General features: G+C 70.5%; 11 protein-coding genes. 1 reads left to right on the forward strand and 10 read right to left on the reverse strand.

Annotated elements, in window-relative coordinates; genetic code table 11:
• Window positions 1–3: 3 nt before the first annotated feature.
• Genes AB0J95_RS25285 through AB0J95_RS25300 form a run of 4 tightly spaced genes read right to left on the reverse strand, consistent with a single transcriptional unit; the run spans window position 4 to window position 9346 of the window.
• Window positions 4–1032: an alcohol dehydrogenase catalytic domain-containing protein gene (locus tag AB0J95_RS25285; RefSeq protein ID WP_364762413.1), complete on the reverse strand. Its 1029-nt coding sequence runs from the start codon at window positions 1030–1032 to the stop codon at window positions 4–6.
• A 2-nt stretch (window positions 1033–1034) separates the two neighbouring features.
• Window positions 1035–6383 carry an SDR family NAD(P)-dependent oxidoreductase gene (locus AB0J95_RS25290; protein WP_364762416.1) on the reverse strand — a complete coding sequence of 1783 codons (5349 nt, stop codon included), beginning with the start codon at window positions 6381–6383 and terminating at the stop codon, window positions 1035–1037.
• A 9-nt stretch (window positions 6384–6392) separates the two neighbouring features.
• Complete coding sequence (locus AB0J95_RS25295; RefSeq protein ID WP_364762419.1) at window positions 6393–8090, reverse strand: fatty acyl-AMP ligase; 1698 nt, start codon at window positions 8088–8090, stop codon at window positions 6393–6395.
• Window positions 8087–9346: an LLM class flavin-dependent oxidoreductase gene (locus AB0J95_RS25300; protein WP_364762421.1), complete on the reverse strand. Its 1260-nt coding sequence runs from the start codon at window positions 9344–9346 to the stop codon at window positions 8087–8089. Before AB0J95_RS25300 ends, AB0J95_RS25295 begins: the two co-directional genes overlap by 4 nt.
• A gap of 200 nt (window positions 9347–9546) precedes the next feature.
• Between AB0J95_RS25300 and AB0J95_RS25305 the strand changes: the two genes are divergently transcribed.
• Window positions 9547–10926 (forward strand): aldehyde dehydrogenase family protein, encoded by a 1380-nt coding sequence (locus AB0J95_RS25305; protein ID WP_364762424.1) that lies wholly within the window; start codon window positions 9547–9549, stop codon window positions 10924–10926.
• Here the strand turns inward: AB0J95_RS25305 and AB0J95_RS25310 are convergent.
• From AB0J95_RS25310 to AB0J95_RS25335, 6 genes are all read right to left on the reverse strand, one after another.
• Window positions 10916–11740 carry a phytanoyl-CoA dioxygenase family protein gene (locus AB0J95_RS25310; protein ID WP_364762427.1) on the reverse strand — a complete coding sequence of 275 codons (825 nt, stop codon included), beginning with the start codon at window positions 11738–11740 and terminating at the stop codon, window positions 10916–10918. The two genes, AB0J95_RS25305 and AB0J95_RS25310, sit on opposite strands and share 11 nt — an antisense overlap.
• Window positions 11741–11752: 12 nt before the next feature.
• Entirely contained in the window at window positions 11753–12778 is a 1026-nt protein-coding gene (locus AB0J95_RS25315; RefSeq protein WP_364762430.1) for a hypothetical protein, read from the reverse strand.
• Window positions 12775–13461: a PEP/pyruvate-binding domain-containing protein gene (locus tag AB0J95_RS25320; RefSeq protein ID WP_364762433.1), complete on the reverse strand. Its 687-nt coding sequence runs from the start codon at window positions 13459–13461 to the stop codon at window positions 12775–12777. The genes AB0J95_RS25315 and AB0J95_RS25320 overlap by 4 nt, the downstream gene beginning before the upstream one ends.
• A complete protein-coding gene (locus AB0J95_RS25325) occupies window positions 13458–14696 on the reverse strand; it encodes an argininosuccinate synthase-related protein (RefSeq protein WP_364762436.1) in 1239 nt (412 codons plus the stop codon). The genes AB0J95_RS25320 and AB0J95_RS25325 overlap by 4 nt, the downstream gene beginning before the upstream one ends.
• Window positions 14697–14809: 113 nt before the next feature.
• The gene (locus AB0J95_RS25330; protein ID WP_364762439.1) at window positions 14810–16582 is read right to left on the reverse strand and encodes an ABC transporter ATP-binding protein; all 1773 of its coding nucleotides are present in this window, start codon (window positions 16580–16582) and stop codon (window positions 14810–14812) included.
• On the reverse strand, window positions 16579–18432 hold the full coding sequence (locus tag AB0J95_RS25335) for an ABC transporter ATP-binding protein (protein ID WP_364762442.1): 1854 nt from the start codon (window positions 18430–18432) through the stop codon (window positions 16579–16581). Before AB0J95_RS25335 ends, AB0J95_RS25330 begins: the two co-directional genes overlap by 4 nt.
• Window positions 18433–18456: the final 24 nt, after the last annotated feature.

Below are 18456 nucleotides of genomic sequence, written 5' to 3' on the forward strand. Positions count from 1 at the left end.
GGCCTATCCGGCGACGTCGCTACAGAGCAGGACAACCTTCGTCGCCTCCCTTCGATCGAACAGCTCGTATCCGCGGCCGACCTCGGCCAGCGGCAGGCGGTGCGAGATCACCGCCGCCGGGTCCACCCGGCCCGTCCGGACCAGGGCGAACACCTCGGGCCAGACCGCGATCGGGTCGCCGACCGCGAACCGCAGAGTCAGTTCCCGGGCGAACGCGTGTCCCGAGTTCAGCGGCGCCGCATCCGAGTGGTGGGCACCGATGGCGACGATCGTGCCTCGTGGGGCGGCGGTCTCGACGGCGAGGCGCAGGGCGTCGTCGCTGCCGACCGCCTCGATCACCGACTGCGCGCTGCCGTGCGAGGCCAGCTGTTCAGGGCGCACCGCGATGAACCCCTGGGCCTCGGCCGCGGTCCGCCTGGCCGCTGACGGGTCCGCGATCACCACGGTGGCGGCGCCGCGGGCTCGGGCGCACATCCCGGCCAGCAGGCCGACTGTGCCCGCGCCGATCACGGCGACCGTGCCGCCCAACGGGATCTCGGCGCGTTCGGCCGCGGTGTATCCGGTGGCCAGGACATCCCCGGTGAACAAGGCCTGCTCGTCGGTCAGCTCGTCCGGGCACTCGGCGAGCACCACGTCGGCGAACGGGACCGTCACGTACTCGGCCTGGCCGCCGTCGATCGACCGTCCGACCACAGTGGAGTAGCCGAACAGGGTGACCTCAGGGCACTGGTAGTGCCAGCCGCGCTGGCACATCCGGCACCGTCCACAGGCGACCAGGTCGGACGCGACGACCCGTCGTCCGGTGAGGTGGGCGACCTCGTCTCCGGCATCCTCGACGACACCGGCGAACTCGTGGCCCAGCACCGTTCCCACGCCGAACCCGGGCAGTTCACCCCGGTACGGGTGCAGGTCCGTGCCGCAGATCGCCGACGCGGTGACCCGGATGACGGCGTCCCTGGGGCCGTGCACCCGGGGAACGGGCAGGTCGCACAGCTCGACCTCGCGCGGGCCGCGCAGGACGGTGCCTCGCATGCTCATCCTCCCTCGCGCAGCATGGCTTCGGCCTGCTCGTCGGTCATGCCGTCCAGCTGGCGCAGCATGTCCTGTTCGGCCAGCCCGGCGAGGTGGGCGATGGTGAGGTTCTCGAACGCCTCCGCCGGGTCGATGCCGACACCCAGCGTCCGGTTGACCTCCAGCACCATCTGGTTGGCGAACACCGAGTCGCCGCCGAGCTCGAAGAAACCGTCGTGCACGCCGATCCGCTCGAAGCCGAGGCTGTGCTGCCAGATGTCCGCGATCCGCCACTCCAGGCCGCTACTTGGCGCGACATAGGCCTGTTTGAGCGACGGCCGCCCGGACCGCTGGACGCCGAGGCCGATACCCCGCAGCAGGGCATCGTTGCCGGCGGTCAGCTCGGCGAACCGGCCGATGCCCAGCTCCCCTGGGAAGAACTGGACGAGGTTGCGCAGGTTCGTTGGCATGACGAGGGTCTGTGGCCGTTGCTCGCCGAGCAGGCCGTTGAGGGCTTGGATGCCGTCGGCGGGGTCGAGGGCGGCGTAGGCGGCCGCCATCCGGTTGTCGTCGCGGACAGCGTCGGCCGCGAGACCGGCTTCACCCCACGGGCCCCAGTTGATCACCACGGCGTTGCGGCCGCGGGACCGTTGCAGCGCGCCGAAAGCGTCCACGACCGCGTTGGCGGCGCAGTAGGCGGCCTGGCCCGGTGAGCCGAGCAGCGCCGCGGCGCTGGAGAAGTGCGCGAACCAGTCCAGATCGTCTTTCGTGGTCGCGATGTCCAGGCAGGCGGCGCCCATCGCCTTGGGCCACATGACCTCCGCCACCGAGTTGAAGCCCAGCTCCAGCAACGGACCGTCGCTGAGCACACCGGCGGCCGACACCACGCCGGCGAGCGGTGCGTGGTCGCGCAGCCGGGCAACGGCGTCCTCGACGAAGGCCAGATCGCCCACGTCTCCTTGTAACACATGCACTTTCGCGGACAGCTCAGCGATGACGCCGGCGGCCCGCGGCGAGGGCTCGTGCCGTCCGATCAGGCCGATGTGGCCGGCGCCTCGGTCGCTGAGCCAGCGCGCGACTCTCAGCCCGAGCGCGCCCAGCCCGCCCGCGATGAGGTAGGACGCGTCCGGACGGACCCGCACGTCCAAAGTCGTTGCGGGGGCGGGGGCGAGCCTGGCCACATATCGCCGGTCGCGCAGCGCCACTTCCGACTCCGCCCCCGGATGGGTCAGCTCGGCCAGCAGTTCGCCTACGTCGGCAGTCAGATCGACACACCGGGTCTGGATCAGGGGTAGTTCGAAGGGCAGAACCCTGGCCAGACCCCAGAGTCCGGCTCCGGACGCGCTGGTGACCGGGTCGTCCGGCGAGGTGCTCTGGCAGCCCCGCGTGACGATCCACAGCCTGCGGTGCGCCACCGCCTTCGCCGACATCGCCTGAACCAGCGCGATCAGGCCCTGGACCGCGCCAAGGGCGTCGGCGGGCTCGAACCCGTCCTGGTCCGGGGCGAGGTAGACGACGTTGAGAGGGCCGGCCGCGAAGGCACCCGGCTCGTTGAGCAACCGCGACCACTGAGCCCGGGTCCGGACGTCCACAGTAGACAGGTCTGGCCGGTGGCTGTACCGGTCGCCTGCGACGACCGCGTGGACCGTCGCTCCCCTCGCTCGCAGGCTGTCGCTGACTGCCCGCGACCCGGGGCCGGCGACGAGCCAGGTACCGTCGAGGGGCTCGGCGGGGCCGGACCGCGGTTGCGCGCGCCAGACCGGCTCGTACCGGAAGCTCTTGGGCTGAGCGGTCCTGGCCTGACCGGCCTTCAGGCCACGCACGACGGCGACCGGGCCGGACTCGCTGAGCAGCGCCGCATCGGCCGTATCCCCGATGACCGTAGCCACTGCCCTGGTCGGGTGCGGTAGGCCAGTGAGTACGACGCTTGCGATCCGCTCGGGCACGAGTCGTGCGCCCACGCCGAGGCCCGCCGCCGGGAGGGCGAGCTGGAACGCCGCGTCCAGCAGCCGCGGATCGACCGTGAAAGCGCCCTCGGACAACCCCGTGAGGGTGGCCGTGGCGGTGTCTCCGGAGACTCGGACGTCGTGCAGCAGGCGGTAGTCCGGGCCGTAGGCCAGACCGGCCCCGTCGAAGGCCGCGTAGATGTCGCCGGACGCGATCGGCCGTGCGTCGCGCATCTCCGGCGCGGCGAGTTCGGCCGTCTCCGCGGCGGACACGGTGGCCGTGGCGTGGAGTTTCCACTCCTTTGCGGACTTGGCCAGCACCCGGACGGCATAGCCTGGTTCCGCCCGCTCGGCCACGGTCTGTACCCGCACCGGCCCGTCACTCAGCGACAGGAAGGCGTGCAGGCGGATGTCCCTGGCCTCGATGGCACCCGTGATGCCGAGTGCGCGCCCGGCGGCCAGGATCATCTCGGCAAAGCCCGCGGCCGGCATCACCACTTTGCCGTCGACCACATGCCCCGCGGTCACTGCGGGCGGCTCGTCCCCGACGGTCAGCTCCCAGCTGTCACCACCACCCGCCAGATCGAGCTTCGCGCCCAGTAACGGAAGTCCCGCCGTCGTCGTGCTGATCGCGCGGGAGATCCAGTACCGGTCGCGGCGCCAGGGGTAGGTGGGCAGGTCGGTGCGGGGTGCGGGCTCGGTGACGCGGTCCCAGCGCGGGTCCACGCCGGCCTCGTACAGCGTGGCCACGCCTTGCAGGACATGCCGCCACGGTTCCGCATTGCGTTCCATTGTGGACACGAACAGACGGCTGTTGAGCTGGCGCAGTGGTGTGCGCAGGATGGGGTGCGGGCCGACCTCGACGAACGCACTCGCGTCTACGAGCTTCGCGGCCGCCTCGGCGAACTGAACGGGGCGGCGCAGGTTGTCGGCCCAGTACTTCGCGTCGGTGGCCGTGCCGAGGCGATCACCGGTCACCGTTGAGTAGAACGGGATCTGGGCGGGCTCGGCCCGGAGGTCCGCCAGCGCGGACCGCAGATCGCCCGCCGCACCGGCCATCCACGGGCTGTGCGACGGGTAGTCGACGGGCACCCAGCGGGCGATCCCGCCGCCGGACTCGTGCTCGCGCCCGATCTCGGCCAGCACTGCGGCGTCGCCGGAGAGCACGACGGCCCGCGGGCTGTTGACCGTCGCCAGCGCGATCCGGCCGGCGTGCTGGGCCACGAGGTCCAAGGCCGCGGACTCGGTGATGGTCAGGGCGAGCATCCTGCCGGTGCCGAGGGTCTGCCGGATGGCCCGGCCGCGTTCCCAGGCGACCCGCAGACCCTGGGCGAACGTGAGCGAACCGGCCACGACAGCGGCCGAGACCTCGCCAAGGCTGTGACCGATCACCGCGTGCGGCCGGACACCCAAGCCCTCCCACATCGCGGCGAGCGTCAGCTGTGCGGCGACCGCCACCGGCTGGGCCACGTCGGGCCGGCTCAGGACGGCGTCATCGGGGTCGCGCAGCAGGTCGAGCGGGCTCCAGCCGGCGAGATCCGTCAGCACCTCGTCGCACCTGCGCAGGGTCGCCCCGGCGCGGTCATCGGCCTCGGCCAAGGTGAGCAGATCGTCGTACGCGAGCGTCGACTGGCCGGGAAAGGCGAAGACGAGCCGGGCGATCCGGACGCCGGCCGGGGCGGCCTGCCGAAGCACGGCGGCGATCTCTTCCGCGGTGGACCCGACGGCCGCCAAGCGGTACGGGTGGTGAGCGCGATGATGGGCGCTGGTCGAGGCCACAGCCGGCAGATCCGCGGTGTCCAGCCGGTCCGCGAGGGCCTTGGCCGCGTCGGCAAGCGCCTGCGGATCACGCGCGGACACCGGAACCACGACCAGCTTCGGCGCGCTGTGCTGGGGTTCACGAGCAGGCACTCCGGCGAGGACGACGTGGGCGTTGGTGCCGCCGAACCCGAAGCTGCTCACCCCGGCCAGGCGCGCCGGCCCGGGCCACGGCATCTCGGTGCCGGCCACGCGCAGACCCAGGCCCACCAGGTCGATGTGCGGGTTGATGTTCTTGTGGTGCAGGGTGGCCGGGAGGTGGCCGTGGTGCAGTGCGAGCGCGACCTTGACCAGCCCGGCCAGCCCCGCGGCGGCTTCGAGGTGACCGATGTTGGACTTGACCGAGCCGATCACGCAGGGCCGTTCGCGTCCCGCGCCGAGCACCGCGCCCAGGCAACGGGCTTCGATCGGGTCGCCGAGCGGCGTTCCGGTGCCGTGGCACTCGACGTAGTCCACATCGGACGGTGACACGCCGGCGTCCGCGTAGGCGGCGGCGAGGACCTGTTGCTGCGCGGCCGGGTTGGGGGCGGTCATGCCGTTGGAGCGGCCGTCCTGGTTCACCGCGGTGCCGTTGACGACGGCGTAGACCCGGTCACCGTCGGCTTCGGCTCGTGCCAGCGGCTTGAGGACGACGACCAGGCACCCCTCCGCGCGGACGTATCCCTTGGCGTCGGCGTCGAAGCTCCGGCAGCGTCCGTCCGGCGCCAGCATCCCGGCGCGGGCCAGCGCCACCGAGATGTCCTGGTCCAGCACCAGGTTCACGCCCGCGACCACCGCGCTCTCGCACTCCCCCGTGCGCAGCGCACGGACGGCGAGGTGCAGGGCGACCAGCGAGGACGAACAGGCCGTGTCCACCGCGAGGCTCGGTCCGCGCAGGTCGAACACGTACGAGATCCTGTTGGCCGCGGTGGACAACGCGTTCCCGGTCGGTGTCAAGGCGTGGGCGGTCCGCACGCCGAGTTGCCATCGTCCGTACTCATTGGATGAGATGCCCAGGTACACGCCGGTCGACGTGCCGCGCAGGCGGCCGGGCACGATCCCGCCGTCCTCGAAGGCCTCCCACACGCCCTGCAGCAGGAGCCGCTGCTGTGGGTCCATCCGGCGGGCTTCCTCGTGCGGGACACCGAAGAAGCCCGCGTCGAACCGGTCCACATCGGACACCAGGCCCGCGAGCCCGGCGCCCCGTTCGGCGTCGGGCAGGCCGTCCTGGCTCCAGCCTTGCCGGTCCACCACAGTGATCGGATCCGTGCCATCGCACAGCAACTCCCAGAACGCCGCAAGCGAAGAGGCCCCAGGCACTCTGGCCGACATCCCCACGATGGCGATGGCGTCCGCCTGTGGCCGGACCACCGGCTTCGGCTGGGGTGCCGGTGCGTTTGCCAGGTGGGCCACGAGATCCGTGATGGTCGGGTGTTCGAAGAGGATCGCCGGGTGAACGGCTTCGCCGACGTGAACCGAGATCTCGGCAGCCAGTTCGGTGATCGCGGGTGAGTCGAGGCCGAGGGCGTTGAAGGGCAGGTCCGGGTCGACGTCGGTGGCGGAGATGCCGGTCCGGGCCGCGATCCGGCCGGTCAGCCAGGAGCGCAGGTGTGGTGGGTTCGGGTGCATCGCGCGGCTCTACGCCTCCCCGGCACCGGGCCGGCGCCACTCGTAGCGCACGGCCAGCCGACCGTCCGAATAGTCCTGACGGGTGGCCGATCGGCGCAGCTTCCCGCTGGAGGTCTTCGGGATGGTGCGTTGCTCGATCAGGACCACCGTGTCGACCACGATCTCCATCCGCTCGGCGACCGACCTGCGCACCCCCACTGCGAGCCCGGCCAGCTCATCGGGATCCTGCTCGGTGGTCTCCTGGATGACGGCCACCAGATTGTGCGAGGGCCCCGGCAGCTCGACCGCGACACCACACCCGGCTCGCAGGCGCCGATCGGCGGCCTGGGCGGCCTCCTCGATGTCGGTCGGGTAGATGTTGCGGCCGGCGATGATCAGCAGGTCCTTGCTGCGGCCGGTCAGGTACAGCTCCCCGTCTCGCAGGAACCCGAGATCACCGGTCCGCAGGAACGGGCCGCTGCCGTCACCGAGGGTCGCGCCGAAGGTCTCACCGGACTCCTCCGGGCGGTGCCAGTACTCGCCGGCGACGCTGGGGCCGCGAACCCAGACTTCACCGACCTGGCCGGCGCCCAGCGGGGTCGCCGACGCCGGGTCGACGATGAGCAGCTCGTGTGCTTCGACCGGCCGGCCGCAGGCCGCGATCTCGACCGCGTCCACGGTGGACTCGGCGACCTTGCCCTGTTCCAGTGCCCGCCGGTCCAGCCACACGCTGCGCAGTCCGCTGCCCGGCCGGGCCCCGCTGACGATCAGGCAGGCCTCCGCCAGCCCGTAACACGGATACAGCACGCCCTCATCCAGGTCAAAGGCCTCACCGAACCTTCTCAGGACCGATGGCCGGATCTTCTCGGCGCCGCTGAACGCGACCCGCCAGGACGAAAGGTCCACAGCGGTCCGCTCGGCGTCGGTCACCCGGCGCAGGCACAGTTCGTAGCCGAAGTTCGGCCCACCGGCCACCGTTCCACGCACCCGGGAGATGCTCTCCAGCCAGATCGCGGGCCGGCGCAGGAAGTCCGACGGGGACATCAGGTACGACCAGCACCCGGTCCGCACGGCCGCGAGGATGTACCCGATCAGGCCCATGTCGTGGTACGAGGGGACCCAGCCGACGATGACGCTGTCGCGGGTCAGGCCCATCGCCGTCTCGATCGCGGCCAGGTTCGCGAGCACGTTGCGGTGCCGGAGAACCACACCCTTGGGGGTTCCGGTGGAGCCCGAGGAGTACTGGATGATCGCGATGTCGTCGCCGGACACCCGCGGCGGCCGCCAGTCCTGGGACGCGCCGGTAGTGGTGTCGGTCGCCAGCCACCGCACCGAACCGGTGCCGATTCCGGCCGTGTCCTTGACCGCGATCACATCGGCCGTGGACAGGATCACCTCGGGCTTGCAGTCGGCCAGGACCTGGTTCAGCCGGGCGGACGCGTTGGCCGCCGGACCGCCAGAGCCCGGCGGGTAGACGGGGACGGCGACCACACCGGCCAGCATCGCGGCGAACAGGCCCACGATGAAGTCCAGTCCTGGCGGGTAGATCAGGACCGCGCGAGCCCCTGCGGGCGCGTCGATCCCGGCGGCGACGGCCAGGGCTCGTTGGTAGAGCCAGGACATCGGCAAGCGGGCCGGTTCCGGTTCACCGTCCACAATGAACCCGTAGCCGCCGGCCCGCTCCGCGGCACGAGCGCGCAGGAGGTCCGGGACCGTCGTGGTGTTCACCGGTTGCCGCCGCCCACGTTGAGCCGCCACATCTGTGCGGCGTCGAGTGACCGCCGGGCGCCCCACTGCTTGGCGTCGATGCCGAGCCGTTCCCAGAGCACCGGATAGGCCTCCACGGGCTCAGGCTCCGCTTCTTCGACCGGGACGACGTGCTGCAGGGCCTTCTCGATGTAAGGCGCGAGTTCCTCCTGCTTGCGGCGCTGGCGTTGCTCACCACGGTCGAGGAACTCGGGCAGGACCTGGCTGCCGAGCAGTTCCAGGGTCTGGCAGACGTGCTCGTGCGGGTAGTTCCCGGCCTGCTGCAACATGATCACCTGGTCGACGCCCGCGTCTTCAAGGTCCCGCAGGTGTTGCCGCACCCGGGCAGGTGATCCGACCGCGGCCACGCCGGCCATCGGGTCGGGTGCGGACTTCTCGAACTCCTCCCACAGCCGCGAGCGCCCGGGCAGGTGGGTGCCGAACCGGAAGTAGTACGCGAGGGCCCATTTGAAGAACTGCTGACCGGCCAGGCCGCGGCGGACCGCCTCGCTGTCGTCCTCGTCGATCATCACCCCGGCGAGCATGGCGATGTTCGGGTTGACCACCTGGCCGATCGGCCGGCATTCGGCGCGGAAGGTGTCGTAGTACTCGTTGACCCAGAACGCGGCCTCGTCGCCGTCCATGAAGGAGAACGTGAGTGCGCCCAGGCCGAGCCGGGCGGCGAGTTTGACGGTCTCGCGGCTCGTGCAGGCCAGCCACATCGGCGGGTGCGGGCGCTGCACGGGTTTGGGCACGATATTGCGGGCGGGCATGGAAAAGTACTCACCGGAGCAGCCGGGATACGGCTCGGCGGCGAGCATTCGAGTGCACTCGCGGACGGCTTCCGCCCACATCGCGCGCTTCTCCACGTAGTTGACGCCGAAGCCCTCCATCTCCAGGCGGGAGCTGGACTCGCCGGTCCCCCACTCGACCCGGCCGTTGCTCACCAGGTCCAGGGTGGCGATCCGTTCGGCGACGCGGGCCGGGTGGTTGTAGGCGGGTGGCATGAGGTTGACGCCGTGGCCGATGCGCATGGTGCGGGTGCGTTGGCTGACCGCGGCCAGGAACACCTCAGGGGCACTGGAATGGGAGTACTCCTCCAGGAAGTGGTGCTCCTGCGCCCAGGCGTAGCCGATACCGGCGCGCTCACCGAGCTCCGCCCATTGCAGGGCGTGCTGGAACAGCGCCTGCTCGTCGCCGCCGGCCCACGGACGGGGAAGCTGAAGCTCGAAGAACATGCCGAAGTCCATGGGCCCCCTGTCGTCACCGCACAAGCGGGAAACTCTCCATGCCGGACATGGATAGCACGGCGCCCGCGCGGCGTGCAATTGTGCCAACCCTGCTACTACCGTCCCGGTGGCAGACGAACTCGTTACGGTGCAAGGATTTTGTCGCACACCACAGCGCGATGTCCATTCCGGACGGAAAGTGAGCGGTCGTGACCGTGCCCATGACCATCGGCGGCAAGCCCGTCGGCACCGTGATCGCCGAACCGGTGACCAACCCGGCCACCGGGGAGGTGTTCGCCCATGGCCCAGCGTGTTCCGCGGACCAGCTCGACCTGGCCGTCGATGCGGCGCGCAAGGCGTTCCCGGACTGGGCCGCGCGTTCGCTGGACGAGCGGCGAAGCCATTTACGCTCCTGCGGCGACATCCTCGCGGCTCACCGCCATGAGGTCGCCGAGCTACTGACTCGCGAGCAGGGCAAGCCGCTGGCTCAGGCTTTGGCCGAGGTGGACCTGTCGGCGTCGTGGTTCGGGCAGACCGCCGAACTGGATCCGGGCGAGGAGGTCCTCGGCGAGGGGATCACGATGCGGCGGGTACCGCACGGTGTCGTGGCCGCGGTGACGCCGTTCAACTTCCCCGTCATCCTCTCGGTCTGCAAGTTCGCACCCGCTCTGCTCGCGGGCAACACCGTGGTGGTCAAGCCCTCGCCGGTGACTCCACTGTCCACATTGCACATGGTCTCGCTGTTCGCGGACGCGTTGCCGCCCGGGGTGCTCAACGCCGTGTCCGGCGATCCCGGGCTTGGGCCGGCGGTAAGCGATCACGACAGCGTCGATCTGGTGTCGTTCACCGGGTCGGTGCCGGTCGGCCGGGCGATCGCCCGCAGCGCGGCGACCCGTCTGCGGCGTGTGGTGCTGGAGCTGGGCGGCAACGACCCGGCCATCGTGCTGCCCGGAGCCGCGCTGGACGACATCGCACCGGCGCTGTTCGCGCTGTCTATGATCAACAGTGGCCAGTTCTGCGCTGCCATCAAACGGATCTACGTCCACGAGCAAGATCGGGCCAGGCTGGCGGGCTTGCTCGCGGAGCTGGCGGGCGAGGTGCGGATGGGTGACGGCATGGATCCGGCGTCGACCCACGGCCCACTCACCAATGCGTCTCAGGTGGACCGTGCGGCGCGGCTGGTGTCCGCGTCGGGCGGCAAGGCCCTCGCCGGCGGGACACCCACTGGTGGTGCGGGCAACTTCTTCCCCGCGACCGTGGTCACCGATCTGCCCGTGGGAACCGGCCTGGAGACCGGGGAACAGTTCGCCCCGGTCATTCCCGTCCTCGGCTACCGGGACGTGACCGCGGCGGTGACCGCCGCGAACGCGACCGAGTTCGGCCTGGGAGCGTCGCTCTGGGGTGACACCGAGCAGGCGGTCACGCTGGCGCCGCGGATCGAGGCAGGCACGGTGTGGGTCAACACTCACGGTGACCTGCGGCACGACGTCGCGTTCGGGGGGATGAAGAGTTCCGGGATCGGCGTGGAATACGGCTACTGGGGCCTGCTGGAGTACACCCGGATCCAGGTCACCAACGTCAGGAGTTGATCCGCACTGGGGTGGCGTCCCGGGCGGCCAGGAACTCCGGGCGCGGGTTGCCGGTGCTGGTCGCCGGGTTGCTCACTCCGTTGTAGACGGTGATCAGCGTGGTCCGGCCGAACGGCGAGATGTTCTGCGAGGAGGCGTGCAGGATGTTGGGGTGGAAGAACAACACCGACCCGGCCGGCCCTTTCGGGCTCACCATCCCGTTGGTCCGCACCAGCCTGGCGATCACGTCGGGGCGGACCTGGTACTTCTCGTCGGCGGTCAGGGTCGACACCCACTGCGGGGCGTCCTCGTACCCCATGGGCGGGCCTTGTTTCTCGGTGGCCGCGAGCACGCCTTCGTTGTGTGACCCGGGAACGAAGGTCAGCGGGCCGTTGAACTCGGTCACCTCGTCCAGGAACACGGCCACGTTGACCAGGTCCGGGTTGTGGATGCCGTCGTCGTGCAGCCAGTAGATGTAGTCCTGGTGCCATTCCCACTGGTCGCCGACGAACGCGGCCTTGACGTTGATCTTCGACTGGTGGATGTAGACCGGCTCGCCGATGATGTCCATCGCCGCGCCGGCCAGTTCCGCCCGCCGGCAGGTCCGGGCGACCACCGGGTCGGTCTGATGTGGACCGTAGACCGAGCGGACGGTGACGCCGTCGCGTTCCATGATCCGGCGGGGGCTGTCCTGGCCGAGGATGCCCGTGGCCGCGGCCGCGAGCTGCTGTACCAGCTCGGCGGCGAGCCAGTTCTCGGCCAGGTGAAAGCCGTCGCGCCGGTACGCGGCGAGCGCCTCGGCGTCCAGCACGGTCGTCGGGTCCGCAACCTGCATGACGTGTCCTCTCTAGTTCGCCGGGAGCTCGGCCCGGGGGTCGAAGATGTCCCGGAGCACTGGCCATTCGTCGTTGTCGTCGGCGGGCGCGGGCGGGATGGGCTCCTGCGCGATCCGCTCGTAGACCTCAGGCGGCGGTCGCCAGGCGTCCCCGTCGCGGGTGCGCCAGCCGCGCAGCGCGTAGTACCTGCTCTCCACGAACTTGGTGAGCACCTCGCGCTCGGACAGTCCGTCGATCGCGGTCTTCTGCCGCCGCACCAGGCCGACCAGGTCCTTGCGGAGACTCAAGGGTCGTTCGCCGCCCGCGACGTCGTGTCCGTCCACAATGACCCGCACGGCCCTGGTCGATTCTCGCAGCGGCCGTTCGTGCAGCAGGTGGTTGAAGATGTCGATCCGGAACGTGTCGGTCGTGTCGTGCAGGGACAGGACCCGCAGCTCACGGCACGGCGGCGCGGGCAGTTGCGGCCACAGCTCCCCCGGCCGCAGGTCGAAGAAGTCCCGCACGATCAGAACCTGGTCGCCGGCCTGGTAGGGACCGTGGATGACGAACGAGATGTCCGTCCAGCCGTAGAAGTGCATGGACCAGACCAGGGCCTGTGCCGCGCCGGACAGCTCGAACGCCGCACGGGCGGATCCGGTGACCCAGCCCGGCCCGCCGGCAAGGCGCTGGACCTCGTCCGCGCCCAGCAACCGGTGCCCACCGTCGCGGCAGAACACGTCGCCGGTCTCGATCTCGGCCAGTCCACTGAGGATCCCGGTGACGAACGTGACCCGGCCGGCCGCGGGGATCCCCGCGACCTTCATCCCCGGCACCAGGTCCAGCATCAGCGACTTCGCCGAGCTGGTGCTGGGGTAGAGCTTGGCCAGCTCCCCATCGCAGACGCCGTTCTCGCGTGCGGAGGTGTACCGGCGCATGAGGTCCGCGGCTTCCAGATCGCCGAAGAACGGGCCGATCTGGGCCACGTGCATCGGCCACGGCACGATCTGGCCCGCGTTGGCGAACGCCACCCCGACGGCGTCCAGGAAGTCGTCGATCATCGGGCATCCTTTCCCGGCGTGGCCAGCGTGGTGATCGGGCGGCTCTGCAGGATCCACACGCCCGCCGGGTCGATCGCCCACTCGATGTCCTGCGGGCCGTCCCCGAGCAACCGTTCCACCTCCAGCGCCAGCCGGGCAACCTCACCCAGTTCCCCGTGGTCCGGTGTGGTGCGAGACAGGTGAACGGTCGCCAGTGGATCGACCTGGCCGCTGACCAGCCGGTCCCCCAGGCCGTCGACGTACTCGATGACGAGTTCGGCGGCCGCGGTCACCGGGTTGATGGTGAAACAGACTCCGGACCGCAGCGGCCGAACCTGTTCCTGCACAACCACAGCGAGCCTCGTGGGCAGGTCTGCTCCCAGGCGCCGGGCGTAGGTCGCCGCCGAGGCGCTGGACAGAGACTGCCGCACCTGGGCGACCGCCGCGGGGACGGCGGCTCGTTCAACGTCCAGAATGGACTGGAACTGTCCGGCGAAGCTGGCCTGCCGGGAGTCCTCGACGGACGCGGAGCTGCGGACGGCGAACCGTTGGTGCGCCGGGTATCCGGCCAGCGCGCTGTCGTCATAGTCGCCGACGACCACATAACCGGGCGGAACGGGCACGCCGAGCCGGATCAGTGTGCCGAGCCGGGCGGCCTTGCCGCCGGCCACTTCGACGTCGTACGCCCGCGCGAGCGGGATCATGAGCGCGGATCGGGCTGGTGGGCACCGGCCTTCTGCAGCATCGGTGTCGTGTCCGCTTCGAGCTCCAGCGCCGCACTGCCCCGCCGGGTCACGTTGTACTCCCACGCCTCGCGGTCGCGGATGTACAGCGGCCGCGCGGCGCGGATCGAGGAGACCTCGGCCCGTCCTCCGCGCAGTCGCAACTGGACGGTGCCGGTGACTTCCGCGCTGACGGCCGAGATGAACTGCTGGGCGGCACCGCGCAGCCGGCCGAACCACCTGCCTTCCACGGCTTCCCGCACCCAGAGCTGGTCCTGGTGCAGTTTTTCGCGGATGGTCTCGGCGTCGGCGGTGGCCGACAGCAGGGCGGCGTAGCCGTGCAGGAGGATGTGTGCGGCGGGCATTTCCCGTGCTTCCAGCACTTTCTCGCCGGTGGCCACGTGTTCCAGGCCGACGTAGCGGCCCAGTCCGTGCGCCCCGGCGATGCTGTTGAGCTGCTCGATCAAGCCGACCAGGTCCAGGGCACGGCCATCGAGTTCGACGGGGATGCCCGCGTCGAAGGTCACCGTGACCGAGTCGGCGGCGCGTTGGCCTGCCCGGGTCCAGGTGTAGAGCTCGTCGGGGATGGCGAACCGTTCCGGGTCGTCGATCGTGCCCGACTCGAACTCGCGGCACCACAGGTTGGCGTCCAGGCTGATCGCGCGGCCGGTCAGCTCGGCCACACCGGCGTGGGCCAGCTCGGCGGCCTCGATCGGGCGAGGTACCGGGGTCAGCTCGTAGGGAGTGCCGAACACACCCGCGAAGTCCAGCAGCTCAAGGGAGGTGTTGATCCGGCGGAGCGTGTTCTGGGTGGGGTGGGCCGAGTGCAGGATCGCCTGGGCGTCGCGGTCGAGCGCGATCCGCACCGCTTTCTCGGCGATCAGCGGCCGGCTGAGCGAGGAGGAGATCGGGTGGCCGCCGAGATACCGGGCCTGGGCCTGGATGGCCGGGGCGACGAACCGGGCCGCGAACTCGTGCCGGGCGTCCACCACGACCAGTTCGGCGCCCAGCCGCCGGGCGCGTTCGGCGAGCAGCTCGGTGCCGTCGTCGCCGCCGATGTCCACGGCGAGCGCGATCACGTGCCGGATCTCGAAGTCCCGCAACAGCTTCAGCAGATAGCTGCTGTCCAGTCCGCCGCTGTACAACGTGACCACCGGGCGGGACCGGTCCAGCAACTGCCCGATGTCGCGGACACAGCGAACTCGCCGGCTGGTCATCCGCTGACCACCAGTACGACGGCGTGCATGCACCCTCCCAGGGAGACCACTGTGTTTATACGACTTGGACTCTTCGCCGGTCAAACACGCATTGTCTTGTGGCGCAACACCAATCACGTGTAGGCGCGGGCCTGCAGGCGATAGAGGTCAGCGTAGACCGAGCCGGTGCGCATCAGGTCCTCGTGCCGCCCGGCCTGGGTGATCCGCCCGCCTTCGAGGACGAGGATGTAGTCGGCCATTCGCACGGTGGAAAACCGGTGCGACACGAACAGGGTGATCCCTTCCCGGCCGGTGGTCTGTCTCGCCGTCTCGGTGAACCGTTCGAACAGCGCGTGTTCCCCGGCCGCGTCCAGGGCGGCGGCGGGTTCGTCGAGGGCGACCAGTTCGGCGCGCGAGCGCATGAGGGCACGGGCGAGAGCGATCTTCTGCCACTGCCCGCCGGACAGCTCCAGCCCTGGCACGTAACGGGTTCCGAGCACGGTCGAGAGCCCGTTGGGCAGGCTCTCCTCGAGATCGGTGGCGCCCGCGGCGGCCAGGGCGGCGCTGACCTGGTGCGGGCCTTGGTCGCGGACATCGCCGACGCCGACCGAGTCGAGCACGCTGAGCTGCAGCCGGGCGAAGTCCTGGAACATGCAGCTGACCCGGTCGCGGATGCCTTCGTTACCAGAGGCGGGGGTCACTTCGGTGCCGTCGGAGTAGACGATCCGGCCCGCGGTGGGGGTGTACATGCCGCACAGCAGCTTCACCAATGTGCTTTTGCCGGCACCGTTTTCGCCGACCAGGGCCACGACCGCGCCGGCCGGAATGTCCACTGTGATGTCCCGCACCGCGGGCGTGTCCCGGCCCGGGTACTGGAAAGTGACGCCCTCCAGCCGAATTCCCCCGGCCGGGGCCGAAGGCTGGGCCGGCGCGCAGTTCGCCGCCCCTTGCTGCCTGAGCCAGTCCATCCGGTCGAGGGTGACGCCGAACCGCTGGAGCTCGGTCAGCAGGTCGACCACGGCGACGACCTGCCCGCCCATCTGCACGGTGAGCGCCAGCACCAGCACGAACACGCCGACGGTCGCCCGGCCCGAGGCGACCTCCCACAGGATCAGCAGGATGGCCCCGGCGTACCCGGAGATGAACACGAGCTGCCCGCCGCACTGGATGAGCGCGGCGGTGAGCTGGCCGCGCCACCGGATGGCGGTGGCACGGTCCCAGGCCTCGCGCTGGCGGGCGATGATCGCGTCCTGAAGGCCGAGCATTTGCAGTTCCAGCAACGTGGACGAGGAGAACGTGGCCAGCTCCAGCAGGTGGTTGGCCTGCCGGGTGTACTGGGCGCCGCTTTCCTCGGCGCGCTGCCGGGCGCGGTGGGCGAACTGGCTGGCCGCCACGAGCGCGAAGGCCAGGACCGGCAACAGAATCAGCACGAGGTCCTGGGCGGCCAGCAGGTAGGTGGTGATGGTGATCTGGATGAGCAGGCCGCAGAACTGCAGCACGGACTCGACCGCGAACAGCGTCGACTCCAGGCCTTCCCTGGCCAGCTGTAGTTTGTCGGCGTAGTCGGCCTGTTCCCGGCGTTCCAGTGAGGCGCGCTCGTTGGCCAGCGCGAAGAGGTCCTCGTTGAGGGTCCGGTGGGCGAGCTCGCCGAGTTCGTAGTACGACAGGTGCGCGAAGTGCTCGAACGACAGGTCGATCACCACCAGCGCGGCCAGCACGACCCCGACCAGCACCGCTCGGCTGGTGTCGCCGCCCAGTGCGGCGTCGACGAACCAGGCCAGCCCGAGCGCGATCAGCGGGGCCGCGAGGTAGCGGGCCACCATGAGCAGCGCGACCCTGGTGAACCGGGCCCGGTCGAGCCGCCACGCGAGTCCGAGCAGGGCGCGGACACCGCGGAACGCCTTCACGCGTCCTCCCCGGTGAACCGGTCGGCCTGCAGCCGGAACATCTCGGCGTAGGTCCCGCCGCTGTCGATCAGTTCGTCGTGCCCGCCGTACTCGGTGACCCGGCCGCCGGAGAGGACCGCGATCGAGCCGGCGCGGCGGACGGTGGAGAACCGGTGCGAGATCACCAGGGTGGTCAGTCCTTCGGTCAGGTGCAGGAAGCGGTCGAAGAACGCGGCTTCCGAGCGGACGTCGAGCTGGGCGGTGGGTTCGTCGAGGACCAGCAGGCGGGCGCCCATGTTCACCGCGTAGAGGGCACGGGCGAGGGCGAGCCGCTGCCACTGGCCGCCGGACAGGCCGACGCCGCCTTCGTAGGCGGGTGACAGGATCGTGTCGAGGCCGTTGGGCAGGTCGTCGACGATGCCGCGGGCGGCGGCCCGGTCGATCGCGTCGGCGAGCGCGTCCTCGTCGAGCGGGTAGCCGGGTGCGCCGAAGAAGACGTTGTCCCGCAAGGTGGTCTCGTACTGCACGAAGTCCTGCAGGATCACCGCGACGTGCCTGCGCCAGTCGTCGCGGGCGATCTCCTTGAGGTCCAGGCCCTCGACGGTGATCCGGCCGGCCGATGGCGGGTAGAGGCCGCAGAGTTGTTTGACCAATGTGGTCTTGCCGGCGCCGTTGATGCCCACGACGGCCGTGGAGGTCCCGGATCGCAGAGTCAGATCCAGGCCACTGAGGACGGTTCGGCCGCTGCCGGGGTAGGCGAAGCTGACGTCTTCGAACCGGATCGTCGGTGGCGCGGTGAGCGTGAGGCGCTTCCGCCCGGCTTGACCGGCCGGACCGGTGAGGTCGCGGTGCAGGTCGGCGAGGTCGTTCGCGGCCTGCAGGCCGTACTGGGTCTCGGTGTCGCTGTCCGGGAAGTGCGCGCCGAACCGCAGTGGCACGAGCACGGCCTGCACGGCGACTGCGAGGCCGAGGACCTCGGCTCGGCCGCTGGTCTGCCAGGCGATGGCGGCGAAGGCGAGCACGGCGACCACCCAGCCGAAGATCGAGTACCCGATGAACGGCCCGAAGTAGATCTTCCGCCGCCCCTGCCACAAAGGGTCGAGGTAGGCCTGGCTGTCGCGGGTGTGCCGGTCGGTCAGCCACGGCGCCAGGTGCAGGGCCCGCATCTCCTTGGCGGAGTCGTCGTCGATGCCGATCGACTGCAGGTAGAAGATCTTCTGCCGTTCGCCGCGGAACCCGCTCCACAGCTGGGAGAACCGGCCGAGCGAGCCGCGCCGGGCGAACCGGACGACCATGGCGGCGAGCCCGAGCAGGAGCGCGACCGGCCAGGAGATGGTCACGCCGATCACCACCACGGCCGCGACCAGGTCCAGGTACCGGCTGGCCATCGGCAGCAGCGCGGCGGCGCCCCGGCCCGCGGTCAGTCCGGCGTAGAGGAAGTTCACCGTGGTCGTGGTCAGCCGGGTGATCGTGTCCTGTTGCTCGGTGGTGGCGAGCGGGGCGCGGATGGCCGAGGACATCACCCCGGCGATCCCGGCGCCGTCCAGCCGCCGCCCGATCAGGTCGCTCAGCAACGCCTGCAGCGGCGCGAGGAACTGTTGCAACGCGAACGCACCCAGAGCGAGGCCGAGTGCGGTGGCCACGGACCGCAGGGCCTCCGCGGCGCCGGTCGCGGGCGAGGAGGTGAGCTCGTTGAGGACGTAGCCCATGGACACGATGAAGGTGATCGGCAGCAGGCCGCAGATGACCGCGACGAGCGCGGACAGGGCCACCAGCGGTGAACCGGCCTGGGGCAGTAACGCGGCGAGTCTCGTCCAGGTTCGCCAGCGGTCCCGCGCCCGGCCGGTCACCTTCGCGAGTGCAGCGCCCACAGAAAGTCCTCCTTGCCCGGGTTC

Origin of the sequence: Actinocrispum sp. NPDC049592 (assembly GCF_040675465.1) — a bacterium.
In the GTDB taxonomy this organism is placed as follows: Bacteria; Actinomycetota; Actinomycetes; order Mycobacteriales; family Pseudonocardiaceae; genus Kibdelosporangium.

Excerpts from the sequence above, each read along its gene's own strand:
- AB0J95_RS25300 (WP_364762421.1), bottom strand. The coding sequence starts at position 9,346 with ATGTTCTTCGAGCTTCAGCTTCCCCGTCCGTGGGCCGGCGGCGACGAG.
- AB0J95_RS25315 (WP_364762430.1), bottom strand. The coding sequence starts at position 12,778 with ATGATCGACGACTTCCTGGACGCCGTCGGGGTGGCGTTCGCCAACGCG.
- AB0J95_RS25285 (WP_364762413.1), bottom strand. The coding sequence starts at position 1,032 with ATGCGAGGCACCGTCCTGCGCGGCCCGCGCGAGGTCGAGCTGTGCGAC.
- AB0J95_RS25320 (WP_364762433.1), bottom strand. The coding sequence starts at position 13,461 with ATGATCCCGCTCGCGCGGGCGTACGACGTCGAAGTGGCCGGCGGCAAG.
- AB0J95_RS25325 (WP_364762436.1), bottom strand. The coding sequence starts at position 14,696 with ATGACCAGCCGGCGAGTTCGCTGTGTCCGCGACATCGGGCAGTTGCTG.
- AB0J95_RS25290 (WP_364762416.1), bottom strand. The coding sequence starts at position 6,383 with ATGCACCCGAACCCACCACACCTGCGCTCCTGGCTGACCGGCCGGATC.
- AB0J95_RS25310 (WP_364762427.1), bottom strand. The coding sequence starts at position 11,740 with ATGCAGGTTGCGGACCCGACGACCGTGCTGGACGCCGAGGCGCTCGCC.